Source organism: Curtobacterium citri (genome assembly GCF_030362955.1).
Classification (GTDB): domain Bacteria; phylum Actinomycetota; class Actinomycetes; order Actinomycetales; family Microbacteriaceae; genus Curtobacterium; species Curtobacterium citri.
The window spans coordinates 268,619-287,426 of sequence record NZ_JAUCML010000002.1 but is presented as its reverse complement, the minus strand read 5'-3'; the positions used below and the strand labels follow the sequence as shown (position 1 = coordinate 287,426).

Below are 18,808 nucleotides of genomic sequence, written 5' to 3'. Positions count from 1 at the left end.
CTGACCTTGACCGACGACACCACCGGCCGCGGCAGCGCCCGGCCCTCCTCGATCGCGGAGCTCCGCGCGGTCGCCCAGCCGGACGAGGTCCGCTCGCGCGCGAACGCGGAGCACTGGACGGCGTCGCTGTACCTGCGCGACCTCTCCCCGTACCTGACCTGGCTGCTGCTGAGGACGCGGGTCTCGGCGAACCAGGTGACCGGCCTCATGATCCTGGTCGGCTGGAGCGTCGCCGCCGCACTGCTGATCCCGGGGATCTGGGGGGCGCTGCTCGCCCTCGTGCTCGGACAGCTGCAGATGCTCGTCGACTGCTGCGACGGCGAGGTCGCGCGGTGGCGGGGCACCCGGTCGCCGGCCGGCGTGTTCCTCGACAAGGTCGGGCACTACACGACCGAGGGGCTCATCCCGATCGCGCTCGGCGTCCGGGCGGCCACGTGGCCGATCCACGGTGCGGACTGGATGTGGACGACCATCGGGTGCGCCCTCGGACTCGTGATCGTGCTCAACAAGGCGCTCAACGACATGGTGCACGTCGCCCGTGCGAACGCCGGGCTCGAGAAGCTCGTCGACCGCCGTGACGCCGGCACCGTGCCCTCCGGTCGGCGCCTCGCGTCGCTCCGCAAGGCCGCGCGCTTCCTGCCGTTCCACCGGCTGTACCACTCGGTCGAGCTGTCGATCCTGGCGTTCGTCTTCGCCCTGCTCGGACTGGTGATCGGCCATCCGCTCGCCGACCGGATCCTCGTCGGCGCGCTGCTGCCGCTCGCGGTCCTGGCGACCGCCGGACACTTCCTCGCGATCATCTCGTCGAAGCGGGTCCGGGCGTGACGCCCGGCACGACCCGGCGCCACGCGGTCCCGCACCGCGAGCGGCCCCGCATCGCCGTCGTCAGCCTGTCGCAGGGCACCCGGCCGGACGACCTCCGCCGGGGCCTGGAGAGCGTCCTCGCACAGCAGGACGTCGAGCTCGACGTCGTCTGCGTCGGCAACGGCTGGGCGCCCACCGGTCTGCCGGAGGGCGTGCGTGCGCTCGCACTGCCGGAGAACGTCGGGATCCCGGCCGGTCGCAACGCCGGCGCCGAGGTCGTGGACGGCGACCACGTGTTCTTCCTCGACGACGACGCCTCGATCCCGTCGCCGACCTTCCTGCGCGACGCCGTCGCGCTGTTCGAACGGGACCCGTCGCTCGGACTCGTGCAGCCCCGGGTGGTCGACCCGACCGGTGTCGCCAACCCCCGCCGCTGGGTGCCGCGCATCCGGAAGGGCGCACCGACGGACTCGTCGCCGGTGTTCTCCGTCTGGGAGGGCGCCGTGGTCCTGCCGATGGACGTCTACCGCGCGGTCGGCGGCTGGGGTGCGCCGTACTTCTACGCGCACGAGGGCATCGAGCTCGCGTGGCGCGTCTGGGACGCCGGTCGACGCGCCTGGTACGCCGGGGACCTCGTCGCCCACCACCCGGCGATCGACCCCGCTCGGCACACCGAGTACATCCGGCTGAACGCCCGGAACCGGGTGTTCCTCGCCCGTCGCAACCTGCCCGCGGTGCTCCGTCCGCTGTACGTCGGCTCGTGGGCCGCGATCCAGGTCGCGCGCTGGTGGCGACACCCCGGACGACTGCGCACCTGGTTCGCCGGCGTGCGCGAGGGCTGGACCGCCGACTGCGGTGCGGCGCACACGATGGGGTGGTTGACCATCGGCCGGATGACGCTGGCGGGTCGCCCGCCGGTCGTCTGACCGCGGCCACTCCGGAGCCCGACAGCACCACCGACGTACCCTGAGGACCACCATGCCCGTCATGAAGGACATCCGGACCGCCATCCGCCTCGCCCAGCGCCTGGTGGCTTCGCGACGAAGTCGTCGCGAACTCGCCCGACGGCTGCCGTCCGTGCCCGCCCTCGCGCCGGGATCGATCGAGATCGCGGTGTACTTCGCCGACGGCCCGGTGAACATGTACCAGGTGCGGCAGTGGTACGCCCCGCTGGCCGAGCTCGCTGCCGAGCACCCGGTGGCCATCGTCTCCCGCAGTCCCGGCACCATGACCACGCTGCTCGACGAGTCGCCCGTCCCCGTGGTGTACGCCCGCCAGGTCGTCGACCTCGAACGGTTCGTCGACGAGCAGGCCCCGAAGATCGTCCTGTACGTCAACCAGAACGCCCGCAACTTCCAGATGATGCGGTACGGCCGCATGTGGCACGTCTTCGTCAACCACGGCGAGAGCGACAAGATGTACATGACGACGAACCAGTTCAAGGCGTACGACCACGCCCTGATCGCAGGTGACGCGGCACGCGAGCGCCTGGCCGCGGCGCTCTGGGGCTACGACGTCGACGCGCGGACGACCGCCATCGGCCGCCCCCAGGCGGACCACTTCGCCGGTGCCGTGCCCTACCCCGCGGACGACCGCACGGTCGTGCTCTACGCGCCGACGTGGGAGGGCGACCGGGCGGCGGCGGCCTACGGGTCGATCGCGACGCACGGCGTGACGCTCGCGGAGCGACTGCTGGCGTCCCCGCGGCACCGGCTCGTCTACCGGCCGCACCCGCGCAGCGGCGTGCTCGACCCGACCTACCGCGCCGCGCACGAGCGCATCGTCGCCGCGATCACGACGGCGAACGCGGCCGATCCGGCGGCCCACCACGTGTACGACGACGGGCCCGAGCTCGGGTGGCAGCTCGCCGACGCCGACGTCGCCGTCACGGACATCAGCGCGATGATCTACGACCGGCTGGCCGTCGGGAAGCCGCTCATCGTGACACGGCCGGCCGCCCCGGGCGCCGACGTCGACGAGCGCGGGTACCTCGGCGACGCGGACTGGTTGCACGCCGCCGACGCGGAGGACGTCGTCGCCCGGGTGGACGCTGCCGCGACCGACGCGGAGGAGCTCGCGAAGCTCCGGCGCTGGGTGCAGCACTACTTCGGCGACACCACACCCGGCGTGGCGACCGCCCGCCTGCACACCGCGGTGGACCAGCTGGTGGCTCGCTGGCACGAGGAGGCTGCGGCGCGCGGCGCGTCCTGACGGCACGGCGTCGGCCGTGCCCGCCGTCAGCAGGCGAGTCCGACCAGACGGTCACCGACGAGCGACATCCGCCAGAGGTACTCGGAGCGGTCGGGACGTCGCCACCGGACGACGACGATGCCGGTCTGCTCGGGGTCGGCACCGAAGACCGCGATGGACAGCGAGCGCCCGGGGTCGAGCTGGTTCACGGCGAGCGGCGGGCAGTACCCGTTGCCGAGGTGGGTGAGCGAGATCGCGTGGAGCGGTTCGGAGCCGGTGTTCACCAGGTCGTAGCGACGTGGTGCCCGGGATCGGTCGACGGTGAACGGGACTGCGTATGCCGTTGGTGGGTGGTGCATGGGCGACACGCTAGGGGGAGGGGCCGACGTCGGGGGCCTCGGGAGACCGGTGCGCCGGTCGGCCTGTGGAGGAGCGTCGGGCGGCTCCCGGTGTGGAGGAGTGGTGGGTCAGGCGCCGTGGTCCGCGGCGTACCGGGCGAGCGCCGCCTCGATGGTGTCGTCGAGCTGCAGCCGGCCCTTGTCGAGGTACAGGCCGCGGTCGCAGAACCGGCGGAGGTCCTTGTCGCTGTGCGAGACGAAGAAGAGCGTCCGGCCCGCGGCGAGCAGCTCCTCGATGCGCTTGTAGCACTTCTCGCGGAAGCCCTTGTCGCCCACCGCGAGGACCTCGTCGACCAGGATGACGGGTTCGTCGAGCCGCGAGATGACCGCGAACGCGATGCGCACCTTCATGCCGCTGGACAGGTGCTTGTACGGGGTGTCGACGAAGTCGCCGATCTCCGCGAAGGCGATGATCTCGTCGAACGCCGCGCGGATCTCGGCCCGGGACATGCCGTGCAGACCGGCCGTGAGCCAGACGTTGTCGCGTACCGACAGGTCGCCGACGAAGCCGCCCGTGATCTCGATGAGCGGGGCGACGCCCGCGTTCACCTGCACCCGGCCCTCGTCCGGGAGCATGACCTGCGCGACGAGCTTGAGCAGGGTCGACTTGCCCTGGCCGTTCCGACCGACCACGCCGATGGCCTCGCCCGGACGGACGTCGAACGAGACGTCCCGGAGCGCCCAGAACTCGTCCGCGCGCTTCCGACGGTCGCTGCCGGCGAAGAGGTCCTTGAAGCTCCGGCTCGCGCGCCGGTTCCGCTTGAACCGGATGCCCGCATCGCGCACCGAGATGACGGGAGCGACCGTGGTCGAGGGCGCAGTCCGGTCGGTGGTGGTCATCACAGCTCCTTCAGCACGCGGTGCTCGCTCCGCCGGAACACGACCAGCCCGACGACCAGCACGACGACGGTGACGACGACCGACACCCCGACCTCGAACCAGTTGAGCTGGTTCGGGAAGAAGGCCGATCGGTAGATCCCGAAGATGCCGCTCAGCGGGTTGAGCGCCGCGATGTCGCGCAGACGGTCGGGGAGCGCGTGCGTGCCGTAGATGATCGGCGACGCGTAGAAGAGGAAGCGCAGCACGAGCTTGACGGCCCGCTCGAGGTCGCGGAAGAACACGACGAGCGGCGCGACGATCAGGCCGAGGCCGTAGACCAGCGCGCACTGCAGGACGATGGCGAGGGGGTACAGCGCGAGCTCCCAGTGCACGGTCGCCCCGGTCGCGATCGCGAACACCGCGAGCACCGGCAAGCTGAGGAGGAACTCGATCCCCTTCGACGCGTCGACGCGTGCCACCCAGATGCTCCGGGGGATGGTCGTCGACCGGATGAGCTTGCTCTCCTTGATGAAGGCACGCGTCGAGTCGGAGACCGCTCCCGTGAACCACATCCACGGCAGCAGGGCCGACAGGAGGAAGACGATGTACGGTTCCTCGCCGACCGACCCGCGGTGGAAGACCTGGGTGAAGACGAACCAGTAGATCGCCGACATCACCAGCGGGTCGAGGATCGACCAGAAGTACCCGAGTGCCGACGTGGAGTACCGGACCCGCAGGTCACGGACCGTCAGCAGCCAGAGCGCCTGACGGTAGCGCCGACCGGCGCTCCGAGACGACGGCGGAGCGGTCGTCGCGGGCACGGTCGGCGCACTCGCTGTGGTCACGGCTTCCCTCCGGGCGGTACCGCCGAGGGACCCTGACGGTGGCTCAGGCGAACAGCTCGTTCGCGCGCTCGAGGTCCTCGGCGAAGTCGATCTCGACCGCGTACAGGTCGGAGATGTCGATCGGCGACCAGCGTAGCCCGTCCTCGGCGATGGCTGCCTCGATGCCGCCCTCGAAGTACTCCTGGTCGTCCACGCGGCCGAGCTGGCGGATCAGTGCCTGCTTGTCCTGCGAGGAGACGTAGTTGATGCCGACGGCCTCGCCGAGACCGCCCACGACCTGCTTCGACAGCTTGTGGATGCACCCGTCCGCGTCGACGGTGTACTTGACCTCCTCGTCGGAGACCTTGTCGGTGTTGACGCTGACGAAGGAGCGGTCCTGGTCCATCATGTCGGCGGCACGCACGAGGGCGCGCGGGTCGAACACGACGTCGCCGTTCATCCAGAGGACACCGCTCTTGCCGGTCGCCTTGAGGGCGCGCAGCAGGCTCTTCGAGGTGTTCGTGGAGTCGTAGGACTCGTTGTAGACGAAGTTCGCCTCGGGGAAGGCCTCGACGATGTACTCGGACTTGTACCCGACGACGATCGTGACCCGGGCGCTCGACCCGAAGGCGGCGCGGATGTTGTCGAACTGCTGCTGCATGATGGTGCGGCCGTCGCTGAGTTCGGTCAGCGGCTTCGGCAGGCTGCGGCCGAGGCGGCTGCCCATCCCCGCGGCGAGGATGACGATCTGCGTGGTCATGCTGGTCCCTTCCGGTGTCCGCCCGCACGCCCCGGAGGGCGCGGGCGGGCCTCGTCAGTGTGCTCGCGCAACGTCCGAGTTCTCCGAGAACGTCCGGGAACCGCGCCTTCCGGCGGGCGACGAATCGATCGGGGAACCCCGCGCGAGCAGGTTTCCAAGTGGTGAACACTCCGTCGTGCCCTGGTGAATGATACGGAACGAGCGGCCGTCGGGGTACGTCCCGACGCGATTCGTGCCCGTTTCGTGACTCGGGTGTCCGGCGTCCGCGGTGTCCGGAACGCGTTGGTACGGTTGGGCCGTGGCTGCAGCTGATGACGACGACGTGTACGCGACGTCCGACGCCGCCTGGACGACCGAGGCGGACGACCAGGCCGGGGACGCCGCCGACGACGTGGGGGACGGGGATGCGCGCGACGCCTCCGATGGTGACGAGATGACCGACGAGCAGACGGCCGCACCCGCGCCGACCCGCACACCGCGGAAGGGCAAGGGGAAGGGGAAGGGCCGTGCGTCCCGACCCGCCGGACCGGGCACCGCCGCCGCGACGGGACGCGGTGACGGCTCCGTCGTCACGGCCGACGCGCCCACCGGGGCGGAGGACGACGCAGCCGCCGCTGGCGCAGCGGGCCGGAAGCGCACGCCGAAGCGCCAGCCGACCGCGACCGCGACGGCCGCGCAGGCCGCGCAGCCGCAGCAGCCCGTCGTGCTGCGCGCGAGCGGCCTCGTGAAGCGCTACGGGCAGACCCTCGCCGCGGACGAGGTGGACCTGGAGATCCGCCAGGGCTCGATCTTCGGCGTCGTCGGACCGAACGGTGCGGGCAAGACCACGACGCTCTCCATGGTCACCGGACTGCTGCGCCCGGACGCCGGGACGGTGACCGTGCTCGACCACGACGTCTGGTCCGACCCGACCGCGGCGAAGCGCGCCCTCGGTGTCCTGCCCGACCGGCTGCGCCTGTTCGACCGGCTGACCGGCGGACAGCTGCTGCAGTACTCGGCGACCCTCCGCGGCCTGGACGGTGCGACCGCTCGGGAGCGCAGCGCCGACCTCGCCGAGGCGTTCGGCCTGGGGGAGGCACTCGGTCGCCAGGTCGCCGACTACTCGGTGGGCATGGCGAAGAAGATCGCCCTCGCCGCGACGCTCATCCACTCGCCCCGCGTGCTCGTGCTCGACGAACCGTTCGAGTCCGTCGACCCGGTGAGCGCGGCGACGATCACGGACATCCTGCGCCGCTACACGCGCGGCGGCGGGACCGTGGTGCTCTCGAGCCACTCCATGGAGCTCGTCCAGCGCACGTGCGACTCGGTCGCGATCATCGTCGGCGGCCGCGTCCTGGCCTCCGGCACGATGGCGCAGGTCCGCGGTCGTCGGAGCCTCGAGGACAAGTTCGTCGAACTCGCGGGCGGCCGCGTCGTGGCAGAGAGCATGGAATGGTTGCACAGCTTCTCCGACTGAGGGTCGACCTGCTCGCGGGCGAGGTCCGCGGCGGTGCCCGTCGGTCCGTGCTCGTCGTGCTCGGCAGCCTCCTCGGCCTGCTCGCCGCGGTGTTCGTCGCCGGCGAGCTGCTCGCCCTGCGCGGCGCCCCCGTCGAGGTCGCGCGCTCGATCGCGGTGCCCGTCGGGACCTTCGTCTCCGTCGCCTTCACGCTCGTGCCGCTCGTCGTCGGACGCAGCGACCAGTTCGACCCGCGGCGCTTCGCGGTCTTCGGCATCGACCGGCGCCGCCTCGTCGTCGGTCTCGCCGTCGCAGGACTCGTCGGGGTCCCGGTGCTCGCGGTCGCGATCGTCGCCGTCGGCCAGGTCGGTGCGTGGTCGCGCAGCGGCGGGACCGCCGTCCTCGCGACCCTCGCCGCCCTGCTCGCCGTCGCGACGTGCGCACTGCTCGTGCGGGTCGGCTGCGCGGTCGGTGCCGTGTTCGTCGGCCCGCAGCGCTCCCGCGACGCCGGCTGGCTCGCCGCGCTCGTGATCGTGGTGCTCGGGCTCCCCGTCGTCTCGCTCCTGCTGCGCTCCGACTGGCTCGACCCCGCGAGCAGCGAGCTGCGCCGGGTCGCCGACGTGGCCGGGTGGACCCCGTGGGGTGCGGCCTGGGCGGTGCCCGCGGACGTCGCGAGCGGCCGGGTGGGCGAGGGCGTGCTCAAGCTGCTCGTCGCACTCGTCGTCGTCGCCCTGCTCGCGTGGGCGTGGTGGGCGATCGTCGGGCGTGCGCTCGAGGCCGTCGACGGTCGTGCGTCCACCCGCCGCTACCGCGGCCTCGGCTGGTTCGACGCGCTCGGGTCGAGTCCGCTCGGTGCCGTGGCCGCCCGCGCCCTGACCTACTGGGCCCGCGATCCGCGGTACCGGATGTCGTACCTGGTCATCCTGTTCGTGCCGATCGTCGTGCTGCCCCTCGGCGTCGCCGGCGTCCCGTGGCACTGGACGGCGCTCGTCCCGCTGCCGATCATGGCCCTCATCGCGGGCTTCCTGCCGCACAACGACGTCTCCTACGACAACACCGCGGTCTGGCTGCACGTCGCGTCCGGCGCCCCCGGGTGGAGCGACCGACTCGGTCGACTCGTGCCGGTGCTCGTCGTCGGGTTGCCCCTGGTCGTCGCCGGCGCGGCCGTCTCGGCGCGGCTCTTCGGCGACCAGACCGCCTTCCCGGTGCTGACCGGCATCGCCGTCTGCGCACTGCTCGCCGGGCTCGGCCTGTCCAGCATCGTCTCCGTGGCCCTGCCCTACCCGACGGTCCGACCCGGCGACCACCCGTTCCAGCAGCCGCAGGCGGCCGGGACGACCGCGATGGTGGCGCAGACCACGATGGTCGTCGGGATCCTGCTGTCGCTGGTGCCCGCGGTCTGGCTGGCCGTGCTCACCGCGGTCGAGGGGCCGGAACCCTGGGCGCTCGCCACCCTCGTGGTCGGCTGCGCCGTGGGCCTGCTCGTCCTCGCGGTGGGCGTCGCGGTCGGCGGCCGCCTCTTCGACAAGCACGGTCCGGACCTGCTCGCGGCGGCCCAGCGGAACTGAGCGGTACGCGTGGGACGGGACGCGTCGCCGTCCCGTGACCACCCACCGGACGGGAGGCGCGTGGCGGGCCCGCCTCGCGCCTCCCGTCCGTCGCGGCCGCAGCCGCACCGTCGTACCCTGGGGACATGAGCATGACCGAACCCGGCGGCGGCCTCGACGTGATGGACCGCGAACTCGAGAAGCTCATCGAGGAAGAGGCGATCGAGCCCGGTGACCACGAGCGCTTCTCGCACTACGTCAAGAAGGACAAGATCCTGCAGTCGGCCCTCACCGGCAAGCCCGTCAAGGCGCTCTGCGGCAAGAAGTGGATCCCGGGCCGTGACCCCGAGAAGTTCCCGGTGTGCCCGGACTGCAAGGCGATCTACGAGAAGATGAAGGCCGAGTAACCGGGCCCGCTGCCCCGCTCAGATCACCAGGGTCGGGATCGCCGGGTCGCCGCGTCCGATGCGTGATGCGTCCGCCGGCAGCTCCGCCTTCGCGCGCTCGTGGTGCGCCCGTGCGGCCTCGACGCCGGCGACCCCGAGGAACGCCGGGTCGACCTCGCCGTGCTCGACCACCGGGACGAGCAGCGGGCGCTCGTCCGGGCCGACGCGGCCGGAGGTCAGCACGACCTCGGCCGTGGCGATGCCGTTGCGGAGTCGACGGCCGGCCTCCTTGCGTCCGCCGGTCGAGGCCTTGTCCGCCGACTTCTTCGCGACCGGGACCCACTCGTCGCCGGACGGCGTCTGGTGGGCGACCAGCTTGAACACCATGCCCGCCGCCGGGTGGCCCGAGCCGGACACCACGCTCGTGCCGACGCCGTAGGAGTCGACCGGGGCGGCCCGCAGCGCGGCGATCGTGTACTCGTCGAGGTCGTTCGTGACCGTGATCTTCGTGGCGGTGGCACCGAGGCGGTCGAGCTGTGCCCGCACCGACGCGACCACGCTCGGCAGGTCCCCGCTGTCGATGCGCACCGCGCCGAGCCGGCCGTCCGTCAGCCGGACCGCGGTCTCGACGGCCGCCTCGATGTCGTACGTGTCGACGAGCAGGGTGGTCCCGTCGCCGAGGGCGTCGAGCTGGGAGCGGAACGCGGCCTCCTCGGAATCGTGCAGGAGCGTGAAGGCGTGCGCCGCGGTGCCCATGGTCGGGATGCCCCAGGTGCGGCCGGCCTCGAGGTTGCTCGTCGCGCCGAACCCGGCGATGTACGCGGCTCGGGCGGCGGCGACGGCGTTCCACTCGCCCGTGCGGCGCGAGCCCATCTCGGCGAGCGGACGGCCGTCGGCGGCGGAGACCATGCGGGCCGCGGCGCCGGCGATGGCGGAGTCGGCGTTGAAGACGCTCAGCGCGAGGGTCTCGAGGACGACGGCCTCGGCGAAGGTGCCCTCGACCTGCAGGACGGGGGAGTTCGGGAAGAACACCTCGCCCTCGCGGTAGGCGCGGACGTCGCCGGTGAAGCGGTAGTCGGCGAGCCAGCGAGCGGTGCCCTCGTCGATCACGTTGCGGTCCCGGAGGAAGCCGATCTCGTCGTCGCCGAACCGGAACTCGGTGAGGGCGGTGAGGAAGCGGCCGAGACCCGCGGCGACCCCGTACCGGCGGCCGTCGGGGAGGCGGCGGGAGAACACCTCGAAGACGCAGCGTCGATCGGCGGTGCCGTCCTTGAGGGCCGCGTCGACCATCGTGAGCTCGTACTGGTCGGTGAGGAGTGCGGTGGTCACGCTCCCGACACTAGTGACGCGGAGGTGGGTGCGGCTGCGGCGCGCGGTCGGGACCGGTGGGGGTGCCCCGGCGCGGCTCGGTACGCTGGTGCGGTGACGGATGCACCGATCGGAGTCTTCGACAGCGGCGTCGGTGGGCTCACGGTGGCGCGGGCGATCATCGACCAGTTGCCCCGCGAGAGCATCCGGTACGTGGGGGACACCGCTCACTCGCCCTACGGCCCGAAGCCCATCGCCGACGTGCGGCGCTACGCGCTCGAGGTGATGGACGACCTCGTCGACCAGGGCGTCAAGGCGCTCGTGATCGCGTGCAACACCGCGTCGTCGGCCGTGCTGCGGGACGCGCGGGAACGGTACGAGCAGGCCTACGGCATCCCCGTCGTCGAGGTCATCCAGCCCGCGGCCCGGGCAGCGGTGAAGCAGACCCGCACCGGTCGCGTCGGCGTGATCGGCACGGTGGGGACGATCGCCTCGCGGGCGTACGAGGACGCCTTCGCGGTGGCCGCCGACGTCGACCTGACCGTGGCCGCCTGCCCGCGGTTCGTCGAGTTCGTCGAGGCGGGCGACACGTCGTCGCCGGCGCTCCGCGAGGTCGCGGCGCAGTACCTCGCGCCGATCCGTGCCGCCGACGTCGACACGCTCGTGCTCGGCTGCACGCACTACCCGCTCATGTCCGCGGCGATCCAGTACGTGATGGGCCCGGACGTGACGCTCGTCTCGAGTGCCGAGGAGACGGCGAACGACGTCTACCGCCGGCTCGTGGAACACGGACTCGAACGCACCAGCCCCGAACCGCCGACCTACGCGTTCGAGGCGACGGGCGACGACGGCAACGGCTTCATCCGGCTCGCCCGGCGCTTCCTCGGACCCGAGGTCTCGAGCGTCGGACACCTCCAGACAGGGGCGATCACGCTGCCCCGCACCGAAAGGACCCCATGAGCACCCGCATCGACGGCCGCAGCGCCACCGACCACCGTCCGGTCAGCATCGAGCGGGGGTGGAGCACGCAGGCCGAGGGCAGCGCGCTCATCTCGTTCGGCAACACGAAGGTGCTCTGCACGGCGTCCTTCACGAACGGGGTGCCGCGCTGGATGGCGGGCAAGGGCTCGGGCTGGGTGACGGCGGAGTACTCGATGCTGCCCCGCTCGACGAACGAGCGCATGCAGCGTGAGTCGATCAAGGGCAAGGTCGGCGGCCGGACGCACGAGATCTCGCGCCTGATCGGCCGGTCGCTGCGTGCCGTGGTCGACATGAAGGGCCTCGGCGAGAACACCCTCGTGCTCGACTGCGACGTGCTGCAGGCCGACGGGGGCACCCGCACGGCGTCGATCACGGGCGCGTACGTCGCCATGGTCGACGCGATCGAGTGGGGTCGCGACAAGGGCTTCATCGCGAAGAAGGCCACGCCGCTGACCGACAGCGTGCAGGCGATCTCGGTCGGCATCGTCAAGGGGGAGCCGATGCTCGACCTGGCGTACACCGAGGACTCGGCGGCCGACACCGACATGAACATCGTCACGACCGGCTCCGGGAAGTTCATCGAGGTGCAGGGCACCGCCGAGCACGCGCCGTTCGACCGCGCGGAGCTCGACACGCTGCTCGACCTCGGGCTCGCGGGCAACCGGTCGCTCGCCGCCGTCCAGCGGGACGCGCTGGGGCTGGCGTGACCGGGCGCACCGTCGTCCTGGCGACGCACAACCAGGGCAAGGTCGTCGAGCTCCGCGGGATCCTCGGCGAGGCGCTCGGCGAGGGGGTCGAGCTCGTCGGCTACGACGGGCCGGAGCCGGTCGAGGACGGCGACACCTACGCGGCGAACGCGCTGATCAAGGCGCGCGCGGCCGTCGCGCACACCGGGCTGCCGGCGCTCGCCGACGACTCGGGCATCGCGGTCGACGCCCTCGAGGGCGCGCCCGGCATCCACTCCGCCCGCTACGCGGGGACCCGGGTGGACGCCGACAACATCGCGCTCCTGCTCCGGAACCTGGAGGGTGTCGTCGAGCGCACCGCGGCCTTCGTCTGCGCGGCGGCCTTCGTCACCCCCGACGGCACCGAGCACCTGTTCGAGGCGGTGTGGAACGGGGAGGTCCTGACGGAGCCGGTCGGCGACGGCGGGCACGGGTACGACCCGGTCTTCCACCCGGACGACGCGGAGGGTTCGGCAGCGCAGCTGACCCGCGAGGAGAAGAACGCGCTGTCGCACCGGTCGAAGGCGTTCCGGGGGATCGCGCCGATCGTGCGGGAGTACTTCGGGGTCTGACCGGCCGTGCCCGCACACGCGAGACGCCCCCGGACGTGCGAGACGCCCCCGGTTCCGGGGGCGTCTCGGTCTGCGTGTGGCGTCTCGCCACTCGGCGTCCGTCCGCGGGGGCTCCGTCAGCCGGTCAGGGGCGAGCCGTGCCGTCGGTCGGGGTCTGCGCCGCCTGCTCGGCCTCGGCCGCGTGCTTCGCCTTCCGCGCCGTCCGCCAGTAGTGCAGCCCCGCGGGGACGACCGTGACGACCACCGCGAGGATGAGGATCACGTCGATGTAGTTGCGCACGACGTACGCGATCGGCGGGATGTACCCGAGGAAGTACCCGAGGAAGGTCACCCCGACGCCCCAGATCACCGCACCGATCGCGTTGTAGAGCGAGTACTTCTTGTAGTTCATCCGCCCGACGCCGGCTGCGATCGGCGCGAAGGTGCGCACGACGGGGACGAAGCGGGCGAGGATCACCGCGAGGGGTCCGAACCGGTGGAAGAACGCGTTCGTCCGGTCGACGTTCTCCTTGGAGAACAGGCCGCTCTCCTTGCGCTCGAAGATCGGCGGCCCCGCCTTCTTGCCGATGTAGTAGCCGAGCTCACCGCCGAGGAAGGCTGCGGCGCCGATCATCAGCGCCGCGACCCAGATCGGGATGCCGCCGATGGAGCCGCCCCGGTCGAAGGCGAACAGGCCGGTGATGACGAGGAGGCTGTCACCGGGGAAGACGAAGCCGATCAGCAGACCGGTCTCGGCGAAGACGATGGCGCAGACCACGAGCACGGCGATGGCCCCGAAGTGGTCGAGGATGTACTGCGGGTCCAGCCAGGGGATGAGTGCGAGAGCGACGGAGTGCATGGTTCTTCCGGTCGTGGAGACGGCGGGCACGGGGAGACTCCCGCGGAACGAGGGTACCGCCCGGGACCGTGGCGGCCATCCGTCGGAAGTGTGACTCCACCGATGATGCGGAAGGCCGAGGGTGCGGAACCGCCGAGCGTGCGGAAGGAGGGACTCGAACCCTCACGCCTGGGGCACAGGAACCTAAATCCTGCGTGTCTACCGATTCCACCACTCCCGCGAGCAGCGGCAGTCTACCGAGCGCGACGTGCGGGTCGGGGTCGGGCCGCGCCTCCAGGCCGACCGACCGGACCGCGCACGCTCAACGCAGCCGACGCGGCAGGTACCGCGGCACGTACCGGAGCAGCACGCCCGCACCGACCAGGCCGAGCACGCCCATCACGCCGCTCGCGAGCGCCAGCGACGCGACGGCGGTGACGCCGGAGATGACGAGCGGCGCCGCCGCCGACCCGAAGTCACCGGTGAAGCGCCAGGCCCCGAGGAACGGAGCGGGGTTGCCGCGTGGCGCGAGGTCGGCACCGAGTGTCATGAGGATCCCGCTGCCGACGCCGTTCGCGAGCGACATGCCGATCGCGATGCCGACGAACCACCCGACCCTTGCGTCCAGGTGGCCGCTCCACGCGAGCAGGAAGTAGCTGACCGCCAGTCCGAGCATGCACGGCAACGCGCTCGCGAGACGGCCCCAGCGGTCCATGATCTGCCCGCTCGTGTAGAAGAGCGCGAAGTCGACCGCGCCGGCGATGCCGATGACCAGCGCTGCCGACGCGTCGTCGAGACCGACGCTCACCGCCCAGAGGGGCAGGATGACCTGCCGCCCGGCGCGGAGTGCGCCGATGAGCGCCGCGCCGCTGCCGAGCCGCGCGAGGACGGCGCGGTTCTCGCGGATGGTGCGGAAGAGGCCGTGGGCCTCGCGTTCGACGAACTGCGCGCCGGTGTCGGTGGGCGGTTCGTCGGGGTGCGGCTCGGGTGCGCCGGTCCGGCCCGTCCCGTCGGGGGCGTGCTCCGGACGGGAGGCGCGGCTCGGCAACCGCAGACCGCGCACGCCCGTCGCGGGGTCGCGCAGGACGAGGAGCACCACCGCCGCCGCGAGGCAGCAGACGACGTGGATCCAGAAGGCGCTCTGCGTCGTGCCGGTCAGGTGCACGACGCCGGCCGAGACGAACGGGCCGACGAAGTAGCCGAAGCGGAAGACGCCGCCGAGGCTGGAGAGGGCGCGCGCACGGATCCGCAGCGGGATCGCGGTCGTCATGTAGGCGTGCCGGGCGAGCGCGAACACCGCGGTGGACACACCGACGAGGAACACCCCGAGCGCGAGCACCCACGCGTTCGGTGCGACCACGCAGACGAGCAGACCGACGACGGACACCACGGCGGCGCCCATCATCGCGTTCCGCTCGCCGATCCGTCCGACGACGACCCCCGACGGCACGTCCCCGATGAGCTCGCCGACCAGGATGAGCGCGGCGACGAAGCCCGCGAACGCCAGGCTCGCGCCGAGCGAGTCCGCCGCGATCGGGATGATCGGGATGATCGCGCCCTCGCCGATCGCGAAGAGCGCCGCGGGCAGGAACCCGGACAGCAGGACACCACGGCGGTCGAAGGGGGCGTTCGCGGTGCTCGTCATCGCGCACCACGGTACGCCCGTCGTCGGCGTCGGCTTACCCTGGATGCATGCGCGTACTTGCAGCGATGAGCGGCGGGGTCGACTCGGCGGTGGCCGCGGCCCGTGCCGTCGACGCCGGACACGACGTCGTCGGCGTGCACCTGGCCCTCAGCCGGATGCCCGGCACCCTGCGCACGGGCAGCCGCGGGTGCTGCACGATCGAGGACTCGATGGACGCGCAGCGCGCGGCGTCGGCGCTCGGGATCCCGTACTACGTCTGGGACTTCTCGGCGCGCTTCAAGGAGGACGTCGTCGACGACTTCGTCGCCGAGTACCAGGCCGGCCGGACCCCGAACCCGTGCATGCGCTGCAACGAGCGCATCAAGTTCGCGGCCCTGCTCGAGAAGGCGCTCGCCCTCGGGTTCGACGCCGTCTGCACGGGGCACTACGCCTCGATCGTCACCGGGGCGGACGGTGCGCGCGAGCTGCACCGCTCGGCCGCCTGGGCGAAGGACCAGTCGTACGTGCTCGGCGTGCTGACGGCCGAGCAGCTCGAGCACGCGATGTTCCCGCTCGGGGCGACCCCGTCGAAGGACGAGGTCCGGGCCGAGGCCGCGGCGCGCGGGCTGACCGTCGCGCAGAAGCCGGACTCCTACGACATCTGCTTCATCCCGGACGGCGACACCCGCGGGTGGCTCGCCGACCGCGTGGGGACCGCCGCGGGCGACGTCGTCGAGCGCGACGGCACGGTGGTCGGGTCGCACGAGGGGGCGACGGGCTACACGGTCGGGCAGCGCCGCGGCCTGCACCTCGGTCGCCCCGCACCGGACGGCAAGCCGCGGTTCGTCCTCGAGATCCGTCCGAAGGACAACACCGTCGTCGTCGGCCCGAAGGAGGCTCTCGACGTGCGGTCGATGGCCGGCTCCCGGTTCACGTGGGCGGGCACCGCCCCGGCCGACCCGTCGGTGCCGTTCGCGTGCGACGTGCAGATCCGGGCGCACGCCGACCCGGTGCCCGCGGTCGCGCGGGTGACCGACGGCGAGCTCGTGATCGACGTCGACGAGCCGCTGTCGGGCGTCGCGCCCGGGCAGACCGCCGTCGTGTACGTCGGCACCCGGGTGCTCGGGCAGTGCACCATCGACCGTGCCGTCAGCGCGGTCCCCGCGACCGTCTGACGCCGCTGGGTCCGTCCGGCCCCGCTGCGTCCGGGGTCGGCGGTGCACGGTAGAACTGAGGCATGAGCGACACGACCTCCGACTCCGCCGACTCGACGTTCGAGACGCTGGCCCCGGCCGACCTCGACGCCGCGCAGGCCCAGCGGGAGGTCGAGCGGCTGCGGACGCGCATCAACGAGCTGCGTGACCAGTACTACGAGGGCAACGGCTCGACGGTCTCCGACGGTGACTACGACGCGCTCGTCCGGCGGCTCGACGCCGTCGAGCAGCGCTTCCCCGACCTGCTCACGCCGGACAGCCCGACCCAGACCGTCGGCGGTCAGGCGCAGACGGTGCAGTTCGCGCCCGTCGAGCACGCCGAGCGCATGCTCAGCCTCGACAACGTGTTCAGCCCCGAGGAACTGACCGAGTGGGCCGCCAAGGTGCAGCGGGACGCCGGTTCCGAGCGCGTCCGGTTCCTGACCGAGCTCAAGATCGACGGGCTCGCGATCAACCTGCGGTACGAGCACGGTCGTCTCGTCTCGGCGGCGACCCGCGGCGACGGCGTCGTCGGCGAGGACGTCACCGGCAACGTCCGGACGATGGGCACGATCCCGGACCGGCTGTCCGGCGAGGGGCACCCGGCGATCGTCGAGGTCCGCGGGGAGATCTTCTTCCCGGTCGCGCAGTTCGACGAGCTGAACGCCCGGCAGCGCGAGGCGGGGGAGCGCGTGTTCGCGAACCCCCGCAACGCCGCCGCCGGCTCGCTGCGGCAGAAGGAGGAGGGCAAGTCCGAGGCGAAGCGTGCTCTCATGGTCGACCGCCTGCGCCGCCTCCGCATGCTCGTGCACGGCATCGGCGCGTGGCCGGTCCGCGAGCTCGAGCGTGACACCGAGGTGCACTCGCAGTCGGAGGTCTACGAGCTCCTGCAGACCTGGGGCCTGCCGACGAGCTCGCACTACCGCGTCTTCGACACCGTCGACGAGGTCCTGGGCTTCGTGCGGACCACCGGCGACCGGCGGTCCGCCGTCGAACACCAGATCGACGGCGTCGTCGTCAAGGTCGACGACCTGGCGTTGCACGAGGAACTCGGCTCGACGTCGCGGGCGCCGCGGTGGGCGATCGCCTACAAGTACCCGCCGGAGGAGGTCCACACGGAGCTCCTCGACATCGTCGTCAGCGTCGGCCGGACCGGGCGTGCGACCCCGTTCGCCGTGATGCAGCCGGCCGAGGTCGCCGGGTCCGTCGTCCGCCAGGCCACCCTGCACAACCAGGACGTGGTGAAGGCGAAGGGCGTGCTCATCGGGGACACCGTGGTGCTCCGCAAGGCCGGCGACGTCATCCCCGAGGTCCTCGGCCCGGTCGTCGAGCTGCGCGACGGCTCCGAGCGCGAGTTCGTGATGCCCCAGACGTGCCCGGAGTGCGGGACCCCGCTCCGTCCGGCGAAGGAGGGCGACAAGGACCTGCGCTGCCCGAACGCCGAGAGCTGCCCCGCGCAGGTCCGCGGCCGTGTCGAGCACATCGCGTCGCGCGGCTCGCTCGACATCGAGGGCCTCGGCGAGGTCGCCGCGGCCGCCCTGACGCAGCCGCTGCGTCCGGAACGGCCCCCGCTCGTCACGGAGGCCGGGCTCTTCGACCTGACGATGGAGGACATCGTGCCGATCGAGGTGATCGTCCGCGACGCCGAGACCGGCATGGAGAAGTCCGACGACGACGGCACCCCGAAGCGCGTCACGCCGTTCAGCCGTGCCCGCAAGAAGACCGACCCGCCGTTCGACCCGGACGCCCGCGGGGCGGACTACACGGGCGAGCCGAGCCGGTACCCGTCGAAGAACGCGTTCGAGATGCTCGCGAACATCGACGCCGCGAAGACCAGGCCGCTCTGGCGGATCATGGTCGGGCTGAGCATCCGCCACGTCGGACCCGTGGCCGCCCGCGCGCTGGCGAACCACTTCGGCTCGCTCGACCGGATCCGGAACGCCTCGCGCGAAGAGCTCGCGGCCGTCGACGGCGTCGGCGGGATCATCGCCGACGCGCTGCTCGACTGGTTCGCGGTCGACTGGCACCGCGAGGTCATCGACCGGTGGACCGCCGCGGGCGTGCAGTTCACGACGCCGGACCACCCGGGCCCCGGTGCTGCGGTCGAGGGCGGTGTGCTCAGCGGCGTGACCGTCGTCGCGACCGGTTCCCTCGAGGGCTACACGCGCGAGGGCGCGCAGGAGGCGATCATCGCAGCCGGCGGCAAGGCGGCGTCGAGCGTGAGCAAGAAGACGGACTTCGTGGCGGCCGGACCGGGCGCCGGGTCGAAGCTGACGAAGGCCGAGCAACTCGGCCTGCGCATCATCGACGCCGAGCAGTTCCGGGTGCTCGTGACCGAGGGGCCGGACGCGCTCGGTCCCGTCGCGTCGGACGACGCCGAGGCATGAGCACACCGGGGCGTCGACCGGGGGTCGCGACGCACCCC

At 72.2% G+C, this 18,808-nt stretch carries 18 protein-coding genes and 1 tRNA gene; 11 read left to right on the top strand and 8 right to left on the bottom strand.

Translation table 11 applies throughout. The annotated features are described in order from the left end of the window. From QUG92_RS03815 to QUG92_RS03805, 3 genes are read left to right on the top strand one after another with little or no spacing between them, the layout of a single operon-like run. A complete protein-coding gene (locus QUG92_RS03815) occupies window positions 1-825 on the top strand; it encodes a CDP-alcohol phosphatidyltransferase family protein (protein WP_434533039.1) in 825 nt (274 codons plus the stop codon). Then, entirely contained in the window at window positions 822-1,730 is a 909-nt protein-coding gene (locus QUG92_RS03810) for a glycosyltransferase family 2 protein (protein WP_289457719.1), read from the top strand. The genes QUG92_RS03815 and QUG92_RS03810 overlap by 4 nt, the downstream gene beginning before the upstream one ends. A gap of 52 nt (window positions 1,731-1,782) precedes the next feature. Next, window positions 1,783-3,015, top strand: a complete 1,233-nt coding sequence (locus QUG92_RS03805; RefSeq protein ID WP_289457718.1) for a CDP-glycerol glycerophosphotransferase family protein — start codon at window positions 1,783-1,785, stop codon at window positions 3,013-3,015. Window positions 3,016-3,041: 26 nt separating this feature from the next. Here the strand turns inward: QUG92_RS03805 and QUG92_RS03800 are convergent, their stop codons facing one another. The 4 genes from QUG92_RS03800 to QUG92_RS03785 form a co-directional block, all read right to left on the bottom strand. Continuing rightward, window positions 3,042-3,353, bottom strand: a complete 312-nt coding sequence (locus QUG92_RS03800) for a hypothetical protein (RefSeq protein ID WP_289457717.1) — start codon at window positions 3,351-3,353, stop codon at window positions 3,042-3,044. Between the two features lie 108 nt (window positions 3,354-3,461). After that, the gene (locus tag QUG92_RS03795; RefSeq protein ID WP_289457716.1) at window positions 3,462-4,232 is read right to left on the bottom strand and encodes an ABC transporter ATP-binding protein; all 771 of its coding nucleotides are present in this window, start codon (window positions 4,230-4,232) and stop codon (window positions 3,462-3,464) included. Next, on the bottom strand, window positions 4,232-5,056 hold the full coding sequence (locus tag QUG92_RS03790; protein ID WP_182046482.1) for an ABC transporter permease: 825 nt from the start codon (window positions 5,054-5,056) through the stop codon (window positions 4,232-4,234). Before QUG92_RS03790 ends, QUG92_RS03795 begins: the two co-directional genes overlap by 1 nt. Before the next feature lie 43 nt (window positions 5,057-5,099). Then, window positions 5,100-5,795, bottom strand: a complete 696-nt coding sequence (locus QUG92_RS03785) for a phosphocholine cytidylyltransferase family protein (protein WP_069711608.1) — start codon at window positions 5,793-5,795, stop codon at window positions 5,100-5,102. A 298-nt stretch (window positions 5,796-6,093) separates the two neighbouring features. Here QUG92_RS03785 and QUG92_RS03780 point away from each other — a divergent pair, with 298 nt between their 5' ends. From QUG92_RS03780 to QUG92_RS03770, 3 genes are all read left to right on the top strand, one after another. Then, complete coding sequence (locus QUG92_RS03780) at window positions 6,094-7,251, top strand: ABC transporter ATP-binding protein (RefSeq protein ID WP_289457715.1); 1,158 nt, start codon at window positions 6,094-6,096, stop codon at window positions 7,249-7,251. Continuing rightward, the gene (locus QUG92_RS03775; RefSeq protein ID WP_289457714.1) at window positions 7,227-8,798 is read left to right on the top strand and encodes an ABC transporter permease; all 1,572 of its coding nucleotides are present in this window, start codon (window positions 7,227-7,229) and stop codon (window positions 8,796-8,798) included. The genes QUG92_RS03780 and QUG92_RS03775 overlap by 25 nt, the downstream gene beginning before the upstream one ends. 125 nt (window positions 8,799-8,923) lie before the next feature. Further along, the gene (locus QUG92_RS03770; RefSeq protein WP_289457713.1) at window positions 8,924-9,184 is read left to right on the top strand and encodes a DUF3039 domain-containing protein; all 261 of its coding nucleotides are present in this window, start codon (window positions 8,924-8,926) and stop codon (window positions 9,182-9,184) included. Between the two features lie 18 nt (window positions 9,185-9,202). Here the strand turns inward: QUG92_RS03770 and QUG92_RS03765 are convergent, their stop codons facing one another. Then, on the bottom strand, window positions 9,203-10,492 hold the full coding sequence (locus QUG92_RS03765; protein WP_434533036.1) for a nicotinate phosphoribosyltransferase: 1,290 nt from the start codon (window positions 10,490-10,492) through the stop codon (window positions 9,203-9,205). 93 nt (window positions 10,493-10,585) lie between these two features. On the opposite strand from QUG92_RS03765, the gene murI reads away from it, so the two are divergent. Genes murI through rdgB form a run of 3 tightly spaced genes read left to right on the top strand, consistent with a single transcriptional unit; the run spans window position 10,586 to window position 12,749 of the window. Next, entirely contained in the window at window positions 10,586-11,431 is an 846-nt protein-coding gene (murI, locus tag QUG92_RS03760) for a glutamate racemase (protein ID WP_182046479.1), read from the top strand. After that, window positions 11,428-12,159: a ribonuclease PH gene (gene rph / locus QUG92_RS03755; RefSeq protein ID WP_182046478.1), complete on the top strand. Its 732-nt coding sequence runs from the start codon at window positions 11,428-11,430 to the stop codon at window positions 12,157-12,159. Before murI ends, rph begins: the two co-directional genes overlap by 4 nt. After that, on the top strand, window positions 12,156-12,749 hold the full coding sequence (gene rdgB / locus QUG92_RS03750) for an RdgB/HAM1 family non-canonical purine NTP pyrophosphatase (protein ID WP_182046477.1): 594 nt from the start codon (window positions 12,156-12,158) through the stop codon (window positions 12,747-12,749). The genes rph and rdgB overlap by 4 nt, the downstream gene beginning before the upstream one ends. A gap of 124 nt (window positions 12,750-12,873) precedes the next feature. On the opposite strand, the gene QUG92_RS03745 is transcribed toward rdgB, so the two are convergent. From QUG92_RS03745 to QUG92_RS03735, 3 genes are all read right to left on the bottom strand, one after another. Then, entirely contained in the window at window positions 12,874-13,587 is a 714-nt protein-coding gene (locus QUG92_RS03745; RefSeq protein ID WP_182046476.1) for a DedA family protein, read from the bottom strand. Window positions 13,588-13,726: 139 nt separating this feature from the next. Continuing rightward, window positions 13,727-13,807, bottom strand: a tRNA-Leu gene (locus QUG92_RS03740). Between the two features lie 81 nt (window positions 13,808-13,888). Further along, on the bottom strand, window positions 13,889-15,211 hold the full coding sequence (locus tag QUG92_RS03735) for an MFS transporter (protein ID WP_182046475.1): 1,323 nt from the start codon (window positions 15,209-15,211) through the stop codon (window positions 13,889-13,891). A 47-nt stretch (window positions 15,212-15,258) separates the two neighbouring features. Here QUG92_RS03735 and mnmA point away from each other — a divergent pair, with 47 nt between their 5' ends. Together mnmA and ligA are read left to right on the top strand one after the other, a co-directional pair. Continuing rightward, a complete protein-coding gene (mnmA, locus tag QUG92_RS03730) occupies window positions 15,259-16,365 on the top strand; it encodes a tRNA 2-thiouridine(34) synthase MnmA (RefSeq protein ID WP_289457712.1) in 1,107 nt (368 codons plus the stop codon). A 62-nt stretch (window positions 16,366-16,427) separates the two neighbouring features. Further along, window positions 16,428-18,770, top strand: a complete 2,343-nt coding sequence (gene ligA / locus QUG92_RS03725) for an NAD-dependent DNA ligase LigA (RefSeq protein WP_289457711.1) — start codon at window positions 16,428-16,430, stop codon at window positions 18,768-18,770. Window positions 18,771-18,808 lie beyond the last annotated feature (38 nt).